Source organism: Maridesulfovibrio frigidus DSM 17176 (assembly GCF_000711735.1).
Lineage (GTDB): Bacteria > Desulfobacterota > Desulfovibrionia > Desulfovibrionales > Desulfovibrionaceae > Maridesulfovibrio > Maridesulfovibrio frigidus.
Genome location: NZ_JONL01000001.1, coordinates 887,177 through 905,402 on the forward strand (window position 1 = coordinate 887,177; position 18,226 = coordinate 905,402).

Here is an 18,226-nt window from a genome sequence, read left to right on the forward strand (position 1 = left end):
ATCTCCATATTATTTAATACGAGGGGTTGTTATTAAACTATCAAGACTCAAATAGATAAAGCATGCAATAATAGACATAATTACCTCTATTTGAATATGAAACCATCATTACTAGTTGTGCCAATTCATCATTAAGTATAGCCTATCTGCGTTGTGCCAGATCACTGTAAAATATACCAAAGAAGCAGGAGACGCTATCATGCGCATATACGTAGGATTTGATGATACAGATGACAAAGATGCCCCAATCGGAACCGGCAGATTAGTCCGGGAGTTCGTCTATGCATTACCAGAAGATTACCACGTGCTGGGTGTGGTTCGTCACCAGTTGCCAAGATTAAGCGATATCCCTTTCACCTCGAACAACAGCTCAGCCTGTGCCATTATCGACATACCTCAAGAAAGCGCCCTTGAGCAGCTGCGCACTCAAGCAATAGAGCACATCCTGAACCTTTGCGCCCCGGGAAGTGATCCGGGATTGTGCATAGCTAAAGAGTCTGAAATAAGCAGCGAAATAATCGACTTTTCAAAAACTGTCACAGGGCAACTCGTAACGCAGCAAAACGCAATGGACGTAACCAAGTCAATAGACCTGATGGGCCTCGGCGGAACAAACGACGGCATTATCGGAGCGACAGCTGCAATAGGCCTGACTAAGTTTGGCTGGTGCGGAAGATTTATTGAATACGGAAAACTGCGCGATCTTTCATCATCCCTGCATGTCTATGACTTGAACGACGCAGGCATCCAAGTAGTCTCGGTGGACCGCGACCCACTTGTACCACTTCCGGGAGACCTAGTTCAAAGTGCTATATGGATTCGTCCATCACTTTGGGCCGGAAGCCCAGTATTGCAAGTACAAAGGATCAGTCACGGAGTATGGGAACCAGCTCACGGCAAACGTAAAAAAGGTCATAGCATCGACGTTCAACCCAAATCTACGGATGCTCAGCATACCGCAAAATAAACTTATCCAGCGAATCTCGCTGACGTTCCATGTGGATAATCCACGCTTCCAGTATTTCTAATCCCTCATCGGTGATGGAATAAACCCGTTTTGCCGGGCCATCCCCTTCTGAGTCCCATTTGGACTCGACAAGTCCCTCTTCATCCATTTGGCGCAGGTGTCTATAAATCATTCCCGGGGGGACATCCCCCCGCATGAAACCATATTCCCCAATAGTCTGAATTAATTGATAACCGTAGGAAGGCCCACCACGAAGGGCCATTAATAATGACGGCTGTACATATCTTTGGGGTTTTCCCCCACCAACTTTTCTTGACATTTTTACAAAGTCCTTCTTGACTATAGGTTCTTTAAGGATATATATGTAGTATAGACGAATATCCACAAAGACACAATAACATCCAAAGGAGAACTCTATGAAAGTATTTGTAAGAGAACGCCGCAGATCAGAAGATGGCGACAAAAAGCCTAGATACCGCGTAGTTGGTGTAGACGGTGGAGAGCTGACCCTTAAAGTTAAGCGTATCCGTAAATGTGAATTGAAACAGATTGCAGAGCACACTGGAGCTGAAATTGTCTACCTGACAAGAGACGGCAAAGGTAGCGAAGGCAAAAAGGCTTAAGACCACAAAAAAAAGACCGGGAGCGAATCGCTCCCGGTCTTTTTTTTTAGTTTATTTATAAACGATAGTTCCAACATGTTCGCCATTAAGAGCGGCATGGACTTCCTCAGGGTGACGCAGAACGTCAATGATTTGGAACTCTTTAAGAGTTTTGGCGTTCTTAAGGAAAGTCAAAACAGGGCGTTCAATGATCAGATCGTCAAGATCCATTGCTATTAACTCGTCTACATGAATTCTATCATAGAATTTCAGTGTCTCACGATCCTTAGCCTTTTTAGGATCATCTTCATACAATCCCTTTTCATCCTTCAGATACAATAGAGACTTAGCGCCAATATTCTCTGCGAGCAGACACGCACCGGAATCAGTGCGATGCGGAGGAATAGACCCCAACTCTGCGGGATGCTCAAAGAAACCATAAGGAGGAATACCTGTAGTAATAGGTAGACAACCGAGCTGGCAATACATGTTGAGCTGCTCAAGGTGCTCGCCATGACCGATTTTAACTCCGCCATGTTTCGCAAGAAGAACCGACAACATTTCGGCATTCTGCCAAGAGACTTTATCACCAAGTTTAGACAACACGCCTGTAGGCATGCCCAAATCAATTCCGATATTATATACGTGGCGGGCGCGAGTTCCACCACCAGTCATAAGCAAAATTTTATGATTCTCTTTGGCTATGATCAACTCATCAAGGATAGGTAGTAAAGCTTTTGCTCCACGGTCCATGATGGACTGACCACCGATCTTCAAAACATTTACTTCGGGCTGCATGTGGAAATATTCAGTAGCCTCTGTGCTACGTAAGCAGTCTTTTCCAACCAGAGATTCACCCAGTAAGCGAGTCTCTATGTGCAACCGACCTTTCTCTCCCTCTTCTTTAATCAACTTCCCCATACGACTTACCTCCAGATTATTAGGCTTAAGACCCCACAAAACAGGGCCCTAATTTCATACTGTTTTACCATATAAAATATACATACTGCGATAGAAAATTCAACATAAAACTTCTATAGAATAGCTTTACAAAATGAATTTCCAAAAAAATAACAAACATAGTTAAGTTCCGATTCAGAACTTAACTCAAAAAGCTTACGAAGAACCTTAGACTTTGCGATAAACAGATTTAACCAGCCCTATGCGAATACACAAAACCCGATCAGCAACTGGCATAACAGGCTAAGCCACTTCCAAAATAGATGTAATATCTAAACCTACAAATCAGTCATCACAGTATAGTCTGTAACCCAACCTTCTCCAAGAACATAATTTTCAAAATTACCGTCTAATTCTCTGGAGATAGTAGTTCCGTCGGTAAAAGTACCGTCGTTACGCTTAGTACAAAAAACTTTCAAATCAGCAGACTCGTCTCTAAGTACCTTTTCTATAGCAATATCAATTTTCATAATTTACATTTCCTTTGATTATTTTGATCTGACTGATGTTTTTAATTTTACTCTGCGTTCAAATTAATCATCCGGGAAGTTGTGTCAATCAGCTATTTCTTGCCCTTCCAGATGAATCAAACAATTGTAGGCAGCTTAGCAGAGTTCCTGCTTACGAAACCTTCACCTTTGCGATAAGTGCACTTAAAATAATACCTGCACCGAAAGCCCAAGCCAGATTAGAAATCAAAGTAATTCCCAGCATGCTAATTAGGACAATCAACTTTGGATACGAACGCATATCTCTAGCAGTTAAAGCAAGTTGCGAACCGGAGAAAAACAAAAGTACGCCGAGGACTCCCATAGGAATAAGCTGAAGTACTTTTACTGATCCAGCGCCGAAACCAATCGCAAGAACTACAAATAAGCTGCCAATAATAATATTTGCGCCGTTAGTCCGCGCTCCGAATCGGTAATGCGCAGCAAGACCTCCTGCTCCATGGCAAACAGGCATGCCCCCGACAAGTGCCGAAAACCCGTTCGCTATCCCCATGCTAATACACAAAGCGCGATCAGTAACTCTACGGCTTTCTTCGCCAAAATATTCGTGACTTAAATTTCTGTTTGCAATGACAGCATTGCCTAATGTCATGGGAACCTGAGGTAAAACCAAAGCAAGCAGTGCAAATGAAAAAGCTTCCCCCGAAGGAATACCGAACGGCATAATTTCAGGCAAGTGGAAGCCGAATTGAAGTTCTGAAAGCCCCTGCCACGCCCCTAATAAAATGCCTAAAAAAGCACCGCTACCAACAACAATCAGGCCAGCAGGAAAGCGCTTACTATTTCTTAAAAAGAACACAACTACTGCGAAGACGAGTCCAATAACAATACTCAGTGGGACAGATCCAACGGACTGAAAACTCAAAAAAGGTTCAACCGCCCCTCTAAGAACTTGCAAGCTACTTTTACCCAGAACCAAATCTATTCCTTTCAATATTAATAGTATTCCGGTGGAGAGCTGAACACCTCGAATAACAGGCAAGGGGATTATTCTTGCAGCCTGCTTCACTATTCCAGTCAATCCTAAAAAGAGTAAGAAAACCGCAATAATCATACCTGATGCAGTGATAACATCTGCGCTCAGAGCCTGTGCAATGGCGTAAGCTGCAATGACTTTCATGGGCTGAACTGCAATTGGAGTCCGGTAATACATTCCCCCGAGAATATAGAACAGCCCTACTGTCAAAAACAATCCTGTGGCTGACAAACCATTTATCATTATCATGGCGAAAGCTAAGGGCAGCAATGCACCCAAATCTCCCACTGAACCGGCCCACTCCATCCTATTAAAACTAATACGCACTTTAGCTCCTCAACCAAATAAGACCAACAGGACTATATTCTGACTTTTTAATAATACGTTAATGTAAAGAACTCATCTTTTATGCGCACGATACACACTCAATGATACTCTAGCTATCTACTCTTTTTTATCACAAAAACCTATACTACTTATCAATTACACCTATAAGTATATTTTCGTTTTTTACGATATCATTCTTGCTTCCAGCAAACCAGAAATATATGCTCACTAGCGACGATTAAACCTAATTATCCTAAGTGGTACGCCCTTAATACCCTACCTGCTGATTATTTAGCTAAGCGCTCAATAGAGCGACAAGATCGTACAAGACCGAACCTTCGATCCGAACTATTCTCCTCCGAAAACCAAGGAGACAACATGAATAATTTATTTTCAAAACTCGACACAGGCACTATTGCCGGCCATTTGACCGACACCTCTACGCAAAACCTTGCATGGAATCAGCATCCTGCTTTTAAAGGAGTTTCGCTCAAACATCTCGTCACGAGCACCGACACCGATGGAAAATTCAGTGCCCATCTGGTAAAACTTGAACCCGGAGCCAAAATCGGTGATCATACCCATGAGACAAGTTGGGAAATGCATGAGGTAGCCGAAGGGTCGGGCTACTGTATTCTGGATGGTCGCAACATACCCTATGAGAAAGGAGTGGTCGCCATCCTGCCAGAGAATACAGCACATCTAGTCCAAGCAGGCGATGAAGGGCTGTTCCTTCTCGCAAAGTTCATCCCAGCATTATTATAACTAATACTCATAAGATGGATATGAAAAACACGACCGCACTCTCAGCAATTAAAGGTATGGATGGGGTCGTGCGAATCCATCACAATGGGACCACCCCGACGGAGGCTCGTCATTTGCACGAATCCCTGTGTGTCGGGGCGGTTCTTAGCGGAACCCGACATATTGCCATTAATAATCAAACTTTTATACTCAAATCCGGGGATGTAGTGCTACTTTCTCCGGGCCAGGCGCATGCCTGTCCTGACGCGGGCCACAGCACATATATTATGTTTTGCATAACAGCAGAACTTCTTAACCGGCTAGGATTCGACTGCAATAAATTGGCGTTTCCGTCGCCTCGCTCAGATGACCCGATTCTCTTTGGAAGGATAATGACGCTCGCTGAAAGCATAGAACAAGCTGCCTCGAGTTTGGAAAAAGATATAACTCTTCTCAATATTCTGGAAGCCCTACCTCTGACCGCAACATCAGAAGAAAACACCGCAAAACAAATTTCTCAGCAGATTCAGTTGGCTCGTCACCACCTTGAAAAACATTGCACCGAAACGGTTAGACTCGAAGACCTTGCACGAAAGCTAAATATTAGCCCTTGCCGATTAAACCGTAGATTCACCGCTGAAGTTGGAATGCCCCCTCATGAATACCAAAGCGTATGGCGGATTCGTAGAGTTAAAAGCCTCATAACTACAGGATCTGGCCTAGCGGAAGCTTCTGCCTCAGCCGGATTCTCTGACCAGAGCCATATGACCCGATGCTTCAAGAAAATCATGGGAATAACACCGGGCAAATACATTCAGGGCATGCATAGCGTTTAACTATAGCCAGCATGATTAAGTTCTCGACTCAGTTTTATCCTTAGCCTAGCATAACCGTAGTTGTGGATGCGTTGTTAGTAACATTAAGAATTATCCTCTCTGCGGAGATTAGAATGAATAATATTTTAGATAAAGAAAATCCCAAAATGGCAAAGACGGCCAACGCCAAAGCGCAGGCACCTTTCCCTTCCAAACTCCAAGTCGAAGTCACTACACGCTGCAATATGAGCTGCTCCATGTGCGTAAAATATGCACCGGGAAATGACATTTCTGAGGCCGACCTTGATTTGGAAACTTTCAAGAAGTTAAAGCCCGCCCTTGAGCATTGCGAAGGGCTTGTTCTGAACGGCATTGGTGAACCCTTGCTACACCCCCAGCTGGCTGAAATAGTCGCATATGCACGAAAAAATATGCCTCAACAGAGCTGGATAGGATTTCAGACAAACGCCTTACTGCTCACGGAAAAACTTGCGAATTCACTAGTTCTAGCCGGTGCGGATACCTTCTGTATATCAGTGGATTCACTTGAGAGCAGAGATGGTCAGTCCGGTGAAATTCACGGTCAGTCAAGCGTTGAAAGGCTTGCACGTAGCTTCGCTCTTCTTAAAAATGCAGGCAAAAAATATGATCGAGAACTTAATCTCGGCGTAGAATTTGTACTGATGAAAGATACTGTTGATCAATTGCCCGGAGTAGTCCGGTGGGCGGCACAACAAGGTTCCGCATTCATGATTTGTTCAAATGTTCTGGCCCATAGTGAAGCCATGCAAGAGCAATCTCTTTTCAATCCCAACCCACCAAAAACCACTGCACTTTTTGAAAAATGGCAGAATCACGCCCTGAGTTTAGGTCTGGACATACATGACTACTATAATTTTGTCTGGAAATTTTTAAAAACTCCGTCCGGCAAGCAGCTTACTGACATGGTTAAAAAAATGAGACTGGATGCTAAAAAAAATGACATCTGGCTTCATTTGCGCAGCCTACTTGAGTGGGACAAAAAAAAGCACAATCCCACCATGGTTGCCGTAGATGAAATTTGCGCACAGGCAGAATTACAGGCAGCGGAACTGGGTATTGAACTTCGCATGCCGTCCATGATGGCAAGAGATGATTTGAGCTGCCATTTTATGGAGGACGGCGCTGCATTTGTTACATCTAAAGGAGATGTAGCTCCTTGTCAGTTTCTATGGCACGGCTATTCCTGCCATCTAGACGGAAGTGAAAAGCTTGTTAAACCTCAGATTTTCGGCAACCTTGCGGAAGCTGATTTCAGCGAAATATGGCGCTCTACCAAGTATTCAGGATTCCGCAACGAAGTGCTCGATTACTCATTTCCATACTGTTCAAACTGCCCGATTGTCCCTTGCGATGATATCACTGGAAGATCCTATGATTTCGAAACGGACTGCATGGGCGCACAGGTTCCCTGCGGACACTGCCCATGGGCTATGGGAGCTCTTCAGTGCCTTCTTTAAAAAGGATAGTTACATCGCTATCTTAAGCCACCTTGATGGTTTATCTAATGTATGCAAACTGACCTGAAAATGCTAGAGGCTTGTAAAGCCAACGCTAGGCAATTTTCGCTTATGTTAAAGCAGAATTAGAACGTGGTAAAAATCTATAAAGTTAAAGGAAGAAATTCTACATGAAAAAAATCATCATCATTTGTTTTATATTGCTCTTGGCTGTTCCCGCCATGGCTGAAGATTTTAACTGTCAATTCCCCCCTTATGGAAAAACAGTTGAGCAGCTAAACGACAATGCTCTCTTCAGCAAACATAAAGAAAAAAATGGAATAACTTACTATAAATTTAATGGAGAATGTACTCTTAAAATCGAAGAAAAGGTCTCACCAATTGAGCAGTACTATGGATTTATAGACAATAAAGTGTACTGTAATATCTTTTCTTTTTACCTGCCAGAAACTCTCTCGATTGAAGAGTTTGAGGAATATGGCCTCAAACTAATGGATGCAGAGATTATCAAGCCTGTAAAAAGATCTGTAGAAGGCGACTGGCGCATAATCAAATGCAAGCATATCATGGACGGTCTTGTTATTAAATTTAAGTACAACAGCAAGACAAGAGAAGGAAAGGTTGGCTGGTACTATAAGCCCCTTAAAAGCAAGGACGATTTTCTGGTCAGTAACGAGTAAAGTGCTCTAAATATGCTTCTATAAGGCCAGTCTTTCTACGGAAGGACTGGCCTTTTTTTAATTGTTCAAAAATAGTTTAAAAAATGAAATGAGAAAAGCTTCCATGCGGACAAACATGAAAGCTTTTAGAGGGAAGAGGTCCGTTAAAGCTTACCCTCCTACGGAAACATTTGGGCAGTGAGGCAAAACTAAATTTTTCAGAGCCAGAACATGCTCACGGTCCGGTGGAATGACCCCGCTCAAAGCATATTTACGGTCAAGCTGTTCCCACTTTGGCTCTCCCAAGCGATGATATGGAAGAATATCAAGACCTTCGACTGCGTCTCCAAGAGATGCGACAAATTTTGCTGTAGCTTCAATGTTTTCCTCAGAATCATTGCAGCCGGGAATAAGCGGAATCCTGATGCGGAGAGTTTTACCCATTTCTGCCGCCATTTTGATATTGCTCAAAATCTGTTCATTCGGTGCGCCAGTGAGCTCTTCATGTTTCGCAGAATCCATATGCTTGATATCGGTAAGTACTAAATCTGTATGCTCCATTACTTTTGCAAAAGTATCCTGAGCGCAGAGACAGCAACTTTCAATTGCAGTATGTAAGCCACGGTTATGAGCTTCTTTCAGAGCCTTGATAAGAAATATTGATTGCAAGGTGGGTTCTCCACCAGAGAAAGTCACTCCTCCATCAGAAGTATTATAAAATGGGCGATCCCGCTCCACTTCTTCCAGTACTTCATCAACAGTCATATAACGACCTACAATGGTCATTGATCCGGCATAACACTTTTCAACGCATTCACCGCAATATGTGCATTTGTCTCTGGCAATATTTACTTTGAAATCTTCTTTGATTTCTATAGCCTGCTCTGGGCAAAGTGTCGCACATTTTACACAGCTGATGCAGTGATGCGGTATACGCATAATCTCAGGTTTACTGCTCATGGATTCAGGGTTCTGACACCACTTGCACTTTAGGGGACACCCCTTCAAAAACACCAGTGTGCGAATGCCGCCGCCATCATGGACCGCAAAACGCTGAATATCAAATACCAACCCGGTGAGTTGAGCCTTATCCTTATCTTTCAAACTAAATTTGTGCTGGCGTTCTTTCCATCTCATTGCATGTCCTGTTGGCGTTTGTTCCGGAGAACCCCATATTTGAGGTTCCCCGGTATATTGTGTGTTTTAGAAGTTCTGTTCAGTACGAGCGAGAATGTCGTCCTGTAGTGATTTATCAAGCGAGGTAAAGAATGCGCTGTACCCTGCTACCCGGACAACTAGACCTTTGTGCTTTTCAGGATTGGCCTGAGCTTCCAGCAGAGTATCCCTACTTATTACGTTGTACTGCACATGGAACCCACCATTCTGGAAATACGCTTCGGTTACTGCTTTAAGACTTTCCAATCCCTTTTCACCTTCGATGGCGGATGGGTGGAATTTCTGGTTAAGCAATGTTCCATTGGAAGCTATTTCATGATCCAGCTTTGCAACAGATAAAACTGAGGCAGTAGGACCGCAGGAATCATAACCGGAGATAGGTGATACACCATCTGCCAGCGGCGACCATGCTTTGCGTCCGTCTGGAGTCGCCATAACGACAGAACCCAAAGGAACGTTTGCAGATGCGGGATACAGACCGGGCTGGAATTTACCACCACGAGGGTTGCTGTATTTGTTGACTTCATTGCAATAAATGAGCGCGGCTTCCTTAGCAATTTCATCAGCGTAATCATCATCATTGCCGTATTTAGGAGCGCGGTTTACCAACATCTGGCGCAGATCTTCCTGTCCTTCAAAATCGTTAGCAAGAGCTTCCTGAAGCTGCTCAAGAGTCAGAGCCTTATCATCGAAAACGAGCTTTTTGATGGCGGTGAGAGAGTCTCCTGCGTTTGCAACGCCAACGCCCTGAGGCCCTGTGAAGTTGTAATGTGCGCCACCTTCCTGCAAAGAAAGTCCTTCGGAGATACAGTCATCTACGAGAGAGGACAGGAATGGAAGTGGACAATGTTTGCCATGGGTCATGTCGACTGCGTTGTCGGCAGCAGCCATGAGTTTCACGAAATGGGAAGTCTGCTGGGTGTATGAATCCATAAGATCTTCAAATGATTTAAAGCTTTTCAGACCGCCCGATTTAGGGCCGAGCTGTTTGCCCGTGCGCTGATCCACACCATCGTTAAGACAAAGCTCAATAATTTTAGCCATGTTGTAGAATGCAGCGTCATGCCAGCCTTCTGTTTTTCCGCCAACCTGAGGTTCAACGCAGCCTATAATACCGTAATCACGAGCATCTTCACGCTCAAGTCCACGGGCCAATAGTGCAGGTACGATAACTCTATCATTATAGTATGCGGGGTACCCCATGCCCATGCGGCTAAGTTCAGCAGCTTTTTTGTAAAGAAGGTCAGGTGTTCCTTCATGAATACGGACAGAGAGCGAAGGAGCATAGAGCTTGGTATTCGCACTAGCCTGCAGAATTAAGTAGGACATCATGTTAGTGGCATCTGAACCATCACGTTTTTGCCCGCCAACGATCAAGTTCATGAACATTGGATATCCGGCGAAAGCCATGGTGGAGTTTTCGTCACGCACTTTGTTGAGTTCAGAGAATTTAACCCAGAGCATGTCCAGCATTTCCTGAGCCTGCTCAACAGAAATGTTGTCTGACTGTAGGAATGGGTTCATGTATTGGTCAAAGCGCATAGGTGAGATAGAATGACCGTTTGATTCAATCTGAATTATCAGATGGATGAACCAGAATGCCTGCATTGCTTCCTGAAATGTTTCAGCAGGCTGAGCAGGAACTTTGCGGCAGATACGCGCGATTTCATTTAGTTCGGCTTTGCGGGTGGAATCTTCACACACAGAACCCATTTTTTCAGCCAGATCAGCGAAGCGTTCAGCAAAAGCGATGACGGCTTTGTTTGCGATGACTACGGATTTAAGGAAATGCATCTTGTTAAGCTGAGCCGCATCGGAGAAATCAATCTCGGCTAGCTTCTCTTCCGCTTGATTTATGACGGCATTAAGTCCGAGAGTAAGAGCTTTATTATAATCTGCAGAGATATGACCTACTCCATTATAGAAGTAGTTACCGACGGTGTAGACAACTTCGTTATGAGCTTCGAGGGATTCCTCGGGCATGAGCTGGGAAGCTATTTCGTTAACGGTTTTACCGTCCCAGTAAGTGAAAGCTTTGCGTAGCTTGGTTTTTACATCTTCAGAAATGAGGAAGATATCTGCGGTTCTTTTTTCAAGACGGTCCAACTCCTCTTCAACCCACTTGCAAGAAAACTCAGGAAAGATCGGAGCAGAACGTGGCATGGAACACTGGTTACCTACGGTAATTTCATCGTCCTGAATGAAGATGGACATACCAGCAAGGATTTTTTCCAGAGCTTTGGCGCGGCGAAGAGGCATAGGCTGGCCTTCTGTTTCCTTGTAGGATTCAGTGATTAGCACAGCACGTTCAGCACATATCGCCGGAGCAGTGTTCAAAAAACGATCTAAGGTTTTTTCAACACGATCAGAAGCACCAACAGTTTTTGGAATTTGCACGTTAGGTTTGTTTTTAGTCATTGTTCTATTCCTTCCTTAAAAGTTTATTATTCAAAGTTTTATGAACAGTAGGCTGCAAGACCAGCTTCCGCACAAGCTATGTCCTGTTCAACGCTGCCACCGCTTACGCCTATTCCGCCAATTACCTTTCCATTTTCTTCAATAGGCAAACCTCCGCCGAAGATCACAATCCGCCCATTATCAGCTGTATGAATCCCATATAGAGGACCGCCAGGCTGAGATACAGAACCCAATGTTTCGGTAGGAATCTTAACTGCTACGGCTGTGTAGGCTTTGTTCAAAGAGAGGCCTATGCTGACGATCAAGGCGTCATCCTGACGTAGTTGAGCAACAAAGTTGCCTCCCTCGTCGACCACCGCGATAACCATTGGGACCCCTATTTCGTCCGCTTTTGCCACTGCTGCCGCAATCATTTGCTGTGCTATTATTGCTGTTACCGGCATTGTTTTATCCATTATTCAAAAGTGTTATTTTATGATGTTAAGCATCAGGGTACCCACAGCTATGGCCGCTGCCGGAGGATCAACATGGTTGCTTCCATGGTTCCAGAACATGCGGGCCATAAGTTCCTGCAAGAGAGCTGCGCAACCTCCGACCAGTCCGGCTATCATAATATTTCCAAAGTAAAGGTAAGCGAGAGCAGACAAAATAGCTTGGCAATGCCAGACTGGTACCTGCTGAATTGCGCCTGTACCTAACTGAAGTGCAATGAGGCTAATGGCTGCTGCTGCCCAGCCCATTATGAGTGGAACAACAAAAGCTCCTGCTGCCGAGATAACACCTGCTGCCGCCATTGGGTCCATCACTGCTTTGGCCTGAGCTGCCATTGCAGCGGAAAGAACTCCCGCAGCACAGCCGTAAAGGACCATTTTAGGGAGAGGGAGCATCCAAGGCACCCATGAAATTTTATGATCATCCGTCTTGAGGTAGCCGAGATCTTTGATAGATTTAGAATTTCCCCAAGGCATTTCTTTCTGAAAGAGAAAGCGAGCCAGAAATGCTGTTGCAACAACGCTAAGAGCGATCATATCCGTCATGTTAACAACGGGTATCAGGGCAAAAAGCTGTAGCAGGAAATGTCCGGCTAATGCTGTAAGCCCCCCTACCAAAAGAACGTCCCATGATGTCCCCATAAGTGAAGACAGGATGTCTTTTGCTGCTCCGCCAGGATGATTTTTACTAACCGCAGCGGCGTAAGTTGATGCGGCAACTCCAGAAGCAAATCCACCTACGTGAGGCCCGAAGATTGGCCCTAGCCCTACTTGGAGCAATACAAAATCAGATCCGCTAGCCATTATTACTAGACATCCGGCCATGACCATGAGGCCACAGATTATGAATGAAAAAAGTCCGCCGATAGCACCGCCGACAATCCCGCCGGCAAAGCACATAACAAGGGTATTCATGCTGAAAGGTTCCATAGTAACCACACTCCTTAAAGTTATTCCCCAATTTCTCACATTTCTATTCGCAGCAGGAGCAGTAGCGCGCATACGGCTGTTGCTGCGTCTAAACCCCCTAAAGAGAAAAACGTGCCATGAATTAATATGCTTGCTATTGCGGGAGCTTAACTGAGTTTGATTACTTTTAAGACATAATGAAGGTAAAATGAACGTGTCAGCCCCGGTTGACATTGCGGATAAGTAAGGATGGCTTTCGCGGATAAAAACCACTTAATATCAACACTTTATGAGGTAATGTTAATCTGGTTGACGCAAGGTTTACACAGGTTGTCATGGGCTGATGAGTTATGAAAGAGCAAGGTTCTAAGCTAGGGGTAATGTTTAGGAGACTATTAAATTTTAAGTAGATATACACTTGTAATATCAGTACATTACTCAGGTTTGGTTATAACCGTTGCAGACCTGCTATTGATGAGGTTAAACTATTTAAGTTGTTATTTAAGGAACAGAAAGTGGCATTGATTATGCTTTAAAGATGATAATTAAACATGCAGTCAACTTGTAGCTCACAATAATCAAACAATGATAATGTCGGATGTAAAAAAGTAATATGGATTCAAAAAAAGAAAATTTCAAAAAACCAGTTTCCTGCTCTGACGAAGTTATTGAAGAACTCAATACTTTGCGGACGAGAGTCGCGGAACTGGAAGCCACTCAGACTTTATGCGGCAGTTTTGATAGGGGCTGCAATCTTAATAAGTCTGTCCAAGCACCTCAGAATGATGACAAAGATTATCGATTTGAGGATTATTTTGATGTGGAAGCCATCCAGCAGATTCAGGATTCTTTTTCCGAAGCGACCAATGTTGCCTCAATCATTACCGACCTAGATGGCAGGCCTATAACCAAACCCAGTCGCTTTTGCAGACTCTGTAACAACGTCATTAGAAAAACACCTAAAGGCCTTAAGAACTGCATGCGCTCTGATGCTTCTTTCGGCACTAAAAGCCCACTGGAACCTATCATGCGTCCATGTTTAAGCGGCGGGCTATGGGACGGCGGGACTAGTTTTTATGTTGGGGATCGCCATATTGCGAACTGGATTATCGGCCAAGTGCGTTGTCCACCCATCAATGATGAGCGGATAAAAAGATATGCAAATGAAATAGGAGCTGACGAAGATGAATTCATGGAAGCTCTTAGTGAAGTACCGGTTATGTCTCATGACCAGTTCTTGCGAGTCTGCAACGTTCTTTGCCTCATTGCCAACCAGATTTCAATTTTGGCCCGCAAAAACTTTCTGCAAGCTCAGGCCATTGATCGTCGAAAATTAGCAGAAGCCGCACTGCGTGAAAGCGAGGATCGTTTTCGCCAGCTTTCTCAATCTACTTTTGAGGCAATTTTCATCCATCATGAAGGTGAAATACTGCTTACCAATAAAGCCGGACACCGCATGTTCGGATATTCTCAGGAAGAGTTCGCCGGACTGAATATTGATGATCTGGCAGATCCTGAGTGCCGCGAGGAGGTTCGAGAACATACTTCAAAGAACAGGAAATCCCGCTTTGATGCTAACTTCCGTTGTCGGCACGGAAAAATGCTTATTTGCGAAATTCAGCAGCGCGACATTATTTTTCAGGGTGAGAAAGTTGGAGTTTGTGCCATACGCGATATATCTGAACGAGTTGAATCAGAACGGCAAACGAAGGAAAAAGAGCAACAGCTTATTCAAGCTGACAAAATGGTCTCACTAGGTGTTCTGGTTTCAGGGATGGCTCATGAGATCAACAATCCCAATAGTTTCATTACCTTGAACCTTCCTCTTATGGAGGACATTTGGAGAGACGTCACTCCTGTCCTTGAGGAATATTACCATGAGAATGGTGAATTTTTAGCTGGCGGGCTTGAATATTCAGAGCTTCGAAGTTTTATGCCGGACCTTCTTTCCAGAATGCACGAAGGGGCCACACGTATCAGCGGAATAGTGAATAGCCTTAAAGATTACTCTCGTTTGCAGCCCGGGGAATTGATGTGGGAAGTGGATATTACTGATGTCATCAATAACTCATTGCGGTTGCTGGAAAATATGATCAGCCAAAAAACAGTAAAATTTGAAGTCAATCTTACCGATTCACTACCTTCCGTGCGTGGTAATTCACAACGGCTATCACAAGTTCTTATTAATCTGCTTGTCAATTCCTGCGAAGCTCTGACTGATCGCCAACAAGGAATTTGTCTTTCATCTGAGCATATCAAAGCTAAAAATATGGTTGAGATAGTTGTCAGCGATGAAGGTGTGGGAATTGCCGAAGAACACCTTGAAAAAATTATGGATCCATTTTTTACGACCAAACGCAAAGATGGAGGGACCGGACTTGGGCTATCCGTCTCCTCCTCAATAGTTCAAGAACATGGTGGAGAGCTTGCTTTTACAGCAAATCCCGGCGGGGGAACTATCGCCAGACTTTCAATTCCGGTAATCGTAAGTGGGGATGAAAATGAACATATCTAAAGGACTTAATCCAAGGTTTCCTCTTTTATTAGTGGATGATGAGGATTCATGGCTGCAAAGCTTCAAGGCCACTTTACGCTCGCAGGGCATAGATAATGTTGTACTTCTAAATGACGGAACCAAGGTTATGGAGACCTTAGCTAGTCAGATGTTTTGCGCTGTTGCGGTTGACCTGATGATGCCGGGAATTTCTGGCGAAGAACTTATACCGCAGATAGTAGAAGAGTACCCAGAAGTTCCAGTGCTAGTCATTTCGGGAATCAATGAAATAAAGTCCGTGGTCAACTGCATCCGCAAAGGAGCATTTGATTTCATTGTTAAAACAGAGGACCGCAATACTTTGATTGCCGGAGTGCGTCATGCGATTGAAATATTCGAATTGCGGCAGGAAAACTCTTCTCTGAAACAAAGATTTTTCAAATCCGGACCGGATAAGCCAGAGCTGTTTTCAGAAATCATTACGGCTCACAAGGATATGATTTCCATCTTTAAATATATCGAGGCCATAGCAGAAACAGCAAGACCTGTGCTCATCACCGGAGAGTCCGGTGTGGGTAAGGAACTGGTGGCTCGGGCAGTGCACGATGCCAGCGGCCGCAAAGGTAACTTTGTTGCTGTAAATGTTGCGGGACTGGACGATAATATTTTTTCCGACACTTTATTCGGACACAAAAAAGGAGCCTTTACCGGAGCGGCCGAATCCCGCCTCGGTTTGATTGAGAAAGCCAAAAACGGCACCTTATTCCTTGATGAGATAGGCGACCTCGCCCCAACATCCCAGACCAAACTTTTACGCCTGCTTCAGGAACATGAGTTTATGCCTCTCGGATCTGATATGGCTAAACGTTCCAGTGCACGAGTCATTACAGCCACCCACCAGTCCATCACCAAAATGCAGGATCAGGGCAAGTTCCGCAAAGATCTCTTTTTTAGGCTCAGGGGCCATATGCTGCAAATTCCTCCGCTACGGGAGCGCATAGAGGATTTGCCTCTTTTAATTTCTCACTTTGTGAATGAGGTACAAACTGATACTGGAATGGATGTAAATGTAGATGTTCATGACATTGCCGCTTTTCTGAATAACTATTCATTTCCGGGAAACGTCAGAGAATTGCAGCATTTAATTCATGATGCGTCCAGCATATGCGGTCAAAGTGAATTGAAACAAAAACATTTTAGGAAGCTGATGGAAATTCCCGGAGACTCATTTTCAGGAGAATCTCTGCATGATTCGGGAGAGAGTGTATCGTTTGGCGCTAGACTGCCGACTCTGAATGAAATGCGCACCAAACTTATAGATGAAGCCTTGCGACGCACCAATGGCAATCAATCTTCAGCCGCGCAATTGATCGGAGTGACAAGGCAGGCTGTTAGCAAATATTTAAAAAAGAATGGGTAGCTATAAGTTTTTTTTAAATAAACTCAGCTATACTCATGTATAACAATCCTGATTTATTTAGGGCTGGATTGTGCGCAACTGCCGGATCTAATCAATTAATTTGTTTTTTACTCATCAAATCAGCACCTTGCTTGACATCACAATTAGTATCCTCTACTTATCAATACAGATTATCCTATTAATAACATATGACATACTTAGATTAAACATTCCAAGATAAGTATCAAAACAAAATTAACATTGCCTTATCTATTCTTTTTTTGATAATAGTTAGAAAAATTTTTTGGCTTTAATTCTGAATTACTACTTTAAATAAAAACTCTTACAGGCCAATAATTCCCATGAGATCATTCAATGGTAACCTGTTAGACTTAGGGATTTAGGAGCTCTTTTTCTACAGCGAATCAGCCAGTCTCCGCTAAAATGCATGATTCTAAAAAAATCATGGAGGAATAAGTATTTTTTATGAAACGGACAGTATCCATCATCTTTATACTCGCTCTATCTTTTCTTATGTCAACCATAGCTCAAGCACAAAATGATGTATTGCGCGTTGGCTTCAGCGAACATCCTCCGTGGAAAATACTCGAAGAAGATGGAATACCAAAAGGCATAGATACGACTCTGCTTCGCCTTCTCGCCGATCGCATGAACCTACGACTTGAGTTTATCGTTTATCCCTATACACGTAGCCTCAAGCTGATGGAATCAGGTAAATTAGATATAATGACTGGCGTGTTAAAACGACCTGATCGAGAAAAGTATCTCTATTTCATCTCCCCTCCGTATAAGAACCACTCCAACAAGACATTTTTTGTACTTAAGGGCCAAGAAAGCAGTATCAAAAGCTATGAAGACCTCTACCAAATGAGAATCGGAACCGGGCATGGGTCCAAGTACTTCCCACAATTTGATAATGACAAGAGAATTACAAAGGATGTGGTGCATGACGCTGAGTTAAGTATCAAGATGCTCATTGCCCACAGAATAAACGCCTTTATTATGACTGAATCCTCCGGTGACTATCGCATCGAGAAGCTTGGACTATCAGACAAAATAGGCAAAGCAGAATACGGCTACAAAGAAAAGCAAAATGTTTACATGGTGTTGTCCAAAAGATCCAAACATACTGGACGTCTGGAGGAATTCAATCACCATATGTCCGAATTAATTGAGAACGGCACTTACGATAAGATCAAGCTACAATTCTTTGAACAGATGAAAGCTGAATAACTACAAATGAAATCAATGAGGTCAAGC

17 protein-coding genes are annotated in these 18,226 nt (G+C 43.8%); 9 read left to right on the forward strand and 8 right to left on the reverse strand.

Translation table 11 applies throughout. The annotated features are described in order from the left end of the window. Nucleotides 1–199: 199 nt before the first annotated feature. On the forward strand, nt 200–967 hold the full coding sequence (locus BR06_RS0104090) for a hypothetical protein (protein WP_034602739.1): 768 nt from the start codon (nt 200–202) through the stop codon (nt 965–967). Here BR06_RS0104090 and BR06_RS0104095 read toward each other — a convergent pair. Then, on the reverse strand, nt 939–1,286 hold the full coding sequence (locus BR06_RS0104095) for a helix-turn-helix transcriptional regulator (RefSeq protein ID WP_031480396.1): 348 nt from the start codon (nt 1,284–1,286) through the stop codon (nt 939–941). The two genes, BR06_RS0104090 and BR06_RS0104095, sit on opposite strands and share 29 nt — an antisense overlap. 97 nt (nt 1,287–1,383) lie before the next feature. On the opposite strand from BR06_RS0104095, the gene BR06_RS0104100 reads away from it, so the two are divergent. Continuing rightward, nucleotides 1,384–1,590: a hypothetical protein gene (locus tag BR06_RS0104100; RefSeq protein ID WP_031480398.1), complete on the forward strand. Its 207-nt coding sequence runs from the start codon at nt 1,384–1,386 to the stop codon at nt 1,588–1,590. A gap of 51 nt (nt 1,591–1,641) precedes the next feature. On the opposite strand, the gene BR06_RS0104105 is transcribed toward BR06_RS0104100, so the two are convergent. The 3 genes from BR06_RS0104105 to BR06_RS0104115 form a co-directional block, all read right to left on the reverse strand. Further along, on the reverse strand, nt 1,642–2,490 hold the full coding sequence (locus BR06_RS0104105; RefSeq protein ID WP_031480400.1) for an amino acid kinase family protein: 849 nt from the start codon (nt 2,488–2,490) through the stop codon (nt 1,642–1,644). A gap of 317 nt (nt 2,491–2,807) precedes the next feature. Further along, nucleotides 2,808–2,999: a hypothetical protein gene (locus tag BR06_RS0104110; RefSeq protein ID WP_031480402.1), complete on the reverse strand. Its 192-nt coding sequence runs from the start codon at nt 2,997–2,999 to the stop codon at nt 2,808–2,810. Nucleotides 3,000–3,150: 151 nt separating this feature from the next. Continuing rightward, on the reverse strand, nt 3,151–4,341 hold the full coding sequence (locus BR06_RS0104115) for a putative sulfate/molybdate transporter (RefSeq protein ID WP_031480404.1): 1,191 nt from the start codon (nt 4,339–4,341) through the stop codon (nt 3,151–3,153). Between the two features lie 378 nt (nt 4,342–4,719). Between BR06_RS0104115 and BR06_RS0104120 the strand changes: the two genes are divergently transcribed. The 4 genes from BR06_RS0104120 to BR06_RS0104135 all read left to right on the forward strand — a co-directional run bounded on the left by BR06_RS0104120 (nt 4,720) and on the right by BR06_RS0104135 (nt 8,079). After that, a complete protein-coding gene (locus BR06_RS0104120; RefSeq protein WP_031480406.1) occupies nt 4,720–5,106 on the forward strand; it encodes a cupin domain-containing protein in 387 nt (128 codons plus the stop codon). Between the two features lie 20 nt (nt 5,107–5,126). Then, complete coding sequence (locus BR06_RS0104125) at nt 5,127–5,921, forward strand: AraC family transcriptional regulator (RefSeq protein ID WP_169738217.1); 795 nt, start codon at nt 5,127–5,129, stop codon at nt 5,919–5,921. 113 nt (nt 5,922–6,034) lie between these two features. Further along, complete coding sequence (locus BR06_RS0104130; protein WP_156952645.1) at nt 6,035–7,399, forward strand: radical SAM/SPASM family putative metalloenzyme maturase; 1,365 nt, start codon at nt 6,035–6,037, stop codon at nt 7,397–7,399. Nucleotides 7,400–7,569: 170 nt separating this feature from the next. After that, nucleotides 7,570–8,079 (forward strand): hypothetical protein, encoded by a 510-nt coding sequence (locus BR06_RS0104135; protein ID WP_031480412.1) that lies wholly within the window; start codon nt 7,570–7,572, stop codon nt 8,077–8,079. Nucleotides 8,080–8,229: 150 nt separating this feature from the next. Here BR06_RS0104135 and BR06_RS0104140 read toward each other — a convergent pair whose 3' ends face one another. From BR06_RS0104140 to BR06_RS0104155, 4 genes are all read right to left on the reverse strand, one after another. Further along, nucleotides 8,230–9,195, reverse strand: coding sequence for a glycyl-radical enzyme activating protein (locus BR06_RS0104140; RefSeq protein ID WP_031480413.1), 966 nt, complete (start codon nt 9,193–9,195; stop codon nt 8,230–8,232). A 66-nt stretch (nt 9,196–9,261) separates the two neighbouring features. Beyond that, entirely contained in the window at nt 9,262–11,652 is a 2,391-nt protein-coding gene (locus BR06_RS0104145) for a glycyl radical protein (RefSeq protein ID WP_034602741.1), read from the reverse strand. A gap of 38 nt (nt 11,653–11,690) precedes the next feature. Next, nucleotides 11,691–12,095, reverse strand: coding sequence for a GlcG/HbpS family heme-binding protein (locus BR06_RS0104150; RefSeq protein WP_031480417.1), 405 nt, complete (start codon nt 12,093–12,095; stop codon nt 11,691–11,693). A 24-nt stretch (nt 12,096–12,119) separates the two neighbouring features. After that, the gene (locus tag BR06_RS0104155; protein WP_031480419.1) at nt 12,120–13,073 is read right to left on the reverse strand and encodes a hypothetical protein; all 954 of its coding nucleotides are present in this window, start codon (nt 13,071–13,073) and stop codon (nt 12,120–12,122) included. A gap of 592 nt (nt 13,074–13,665) precedes the next feature. Here BR06_RS0104155 and BR06_RS0104160 point away from each other — a divergent pair. The 3 genes from BR06_RS0104160 to BR06_RS0104170 all read left to right on the forward strand — a co-directional run bounded on the left by BR06_RS0104160 (nt 13,666) and on the right by BR06_RS0104170 (nt 18,199). Beyond that, nucleotides 13,666–15,567 carry a PocR ligand-binding domain-containing protein gene (locus BR06_RS0104160; RefSeq protein WP_031480421.1) on the forward strand — a complete coding sequence of 634 codons (1,902 nt, stop codon included), beginning with the start codon at nt 13,666–13,668 and terminating at the stop codon, nt 15,565–15,567. Continuing rightward, complete coding sequence (locus BR06_RS0104165) at nt 15,554–16,966, forward strand: sigma-54-dependent transcriptional regulator (protein ID WP_031480423.1); 1,413 nt, start codon at nt 15,554–15,556, stop codon at nt 16,964–16,966. Before BR06_RS0104160 ends, BR06_RS0104165 begins: the two co-directional genes overlap by 14 nt. 465 nt (nt 16,967–17,431) lie before the next feature. Next, nucleotides 17,432–18,199, forward strand: a complete 768-nt coding sequence (locus tag BR06_RS0104170; RefSeq protein ID WP_031480425.1) for a substrate-binding periplasmic protein — start codon at nt 17,432–17,434, stop codon at nt 18,197–18,199. Nucleotides 18,200–18,226 lie beyond the last annotated feature (27 nt).

What these genes read in the sequence shown, in the direction of transcription:
- BR06_RS0104160 (WP_031480421.1), top strand. Translation starts at nt 13,666, where the DNA reads ATGGATTCAAAAAAAGAAAATTTCAAAAAACCAGTTTCCTGCTCTGAC.
- BR06_RS0104090 (WP_034602739.1), top strand. Translation starts at nt 200, where the DNA reads ATGCGCATATACGTAGGATTTGATGATACAGATGACAAAGATGCCCCA.
- BR06_RS0104125 (WP_169738217.1), top strand. Translation starts at nt 5,127, where the DNA reads ATGAAAAACACGACCGCACTCTCAGCAATTAAAGGTATGGATGGGGTC.
- BR06_RS0104130 (WP_156952645.1), top strand. Translation starts at nt 6,035, where the DNA reads ATGAATAATATTTTAGATAAAGAAAATCCCAAAATGGCAAAGACGGCC.
- BR06_RS0104110 (WP_031480402.1), bottom strand. Translation starts at nt 2,999, where the DNA reads ATGAAAATTGATATTGCTATAGAAAAGGTACTTAGAGACGAGTCTGCT.
- BR06_RS0104095 (WP_031480396.1), bottom strand. Translation starts at nt 1,286, where the DNA reads ATGTCAAGAAAAGTTGGTGGGGGAAAACCCCAAAGATATGTACAGCCG.
- BR06_RS0104105 (WP_031480400.1), bottom strand. Translation starts at nt 2,490, where the DNA reads ATGGGGAAGTTGATTAAAGAAGAGGGAGAGAAAGGTCGGTTGCACATA.
- BR06_RS0104120 (WP_031480406.1), top strand. Translation starts at nt 4,720, where the DNA reads ATGAATAATTTATTTTCAAAACTCGACACAGGCACTATTGCCGGCCAT.
- BR06_RS0104165 (WP_031480423.1), top strand. Translation starts at nt 15,554, where the DNA reads ATGAACATATCTAAAGGACTTAATCCAAGGTTTCCTCTTTTATTAGTG.
- BR06_RS0104135 (WP_031480412.1), top strand. Translation starts at nt 7,570, where the DNA reads ATGAAAAAAATCATCATCATTTGTTTTATATTGCTCTTGGCTGTTCCC.
- BR06_RS0104145 (WP_034602741.1), bottom strand. Translation starts at nt 11,652, where the DNA reads ATGACTAAAAACAAACCTAACGTGCAAATTCCAAAAACTGTTGGTGCT.
- BR06_RS0104100 (WP_031480398.1), top strand. Translation starts at nt 1,384, where the DNA reads ATGAAAGTATTTGTAAGAGAACGCCGCAGATCAGAAGATGGCGACAAA.
- BR06_RS0104170 (WP_031480425.1), top strand. Translation starts at nt 17,432, where the DNA reads ATGAAACGGACAGTATCCATCATCTTTATACTCGCTCTATCTTTTCTT.
- BR06_RS0104155 (WP_031480419.1), bottom strand. Translation starts at nt 13,073, where the DNA reads ATGGAACCTTTCAGCATGAATACCCTTGTTATGTGCTTTGCCGGCGGG.
- BR06_RS0104150 (WP_031480417.1), bottom strand. Translation starts at nt 12,095, where the DNA reads ATGCCGGTAACAGCAATAATAGCACAGCAAATGATTGCGGCAGCAGTG.
- BR06_RS0104140 (WP_031480413.1), bottom strand. Translation starts at nt 9,195, where the DNA reads ATGAGATGGAAAGAACGCCAGCACAAATTTAGTTTGAAAGATAAGGAT.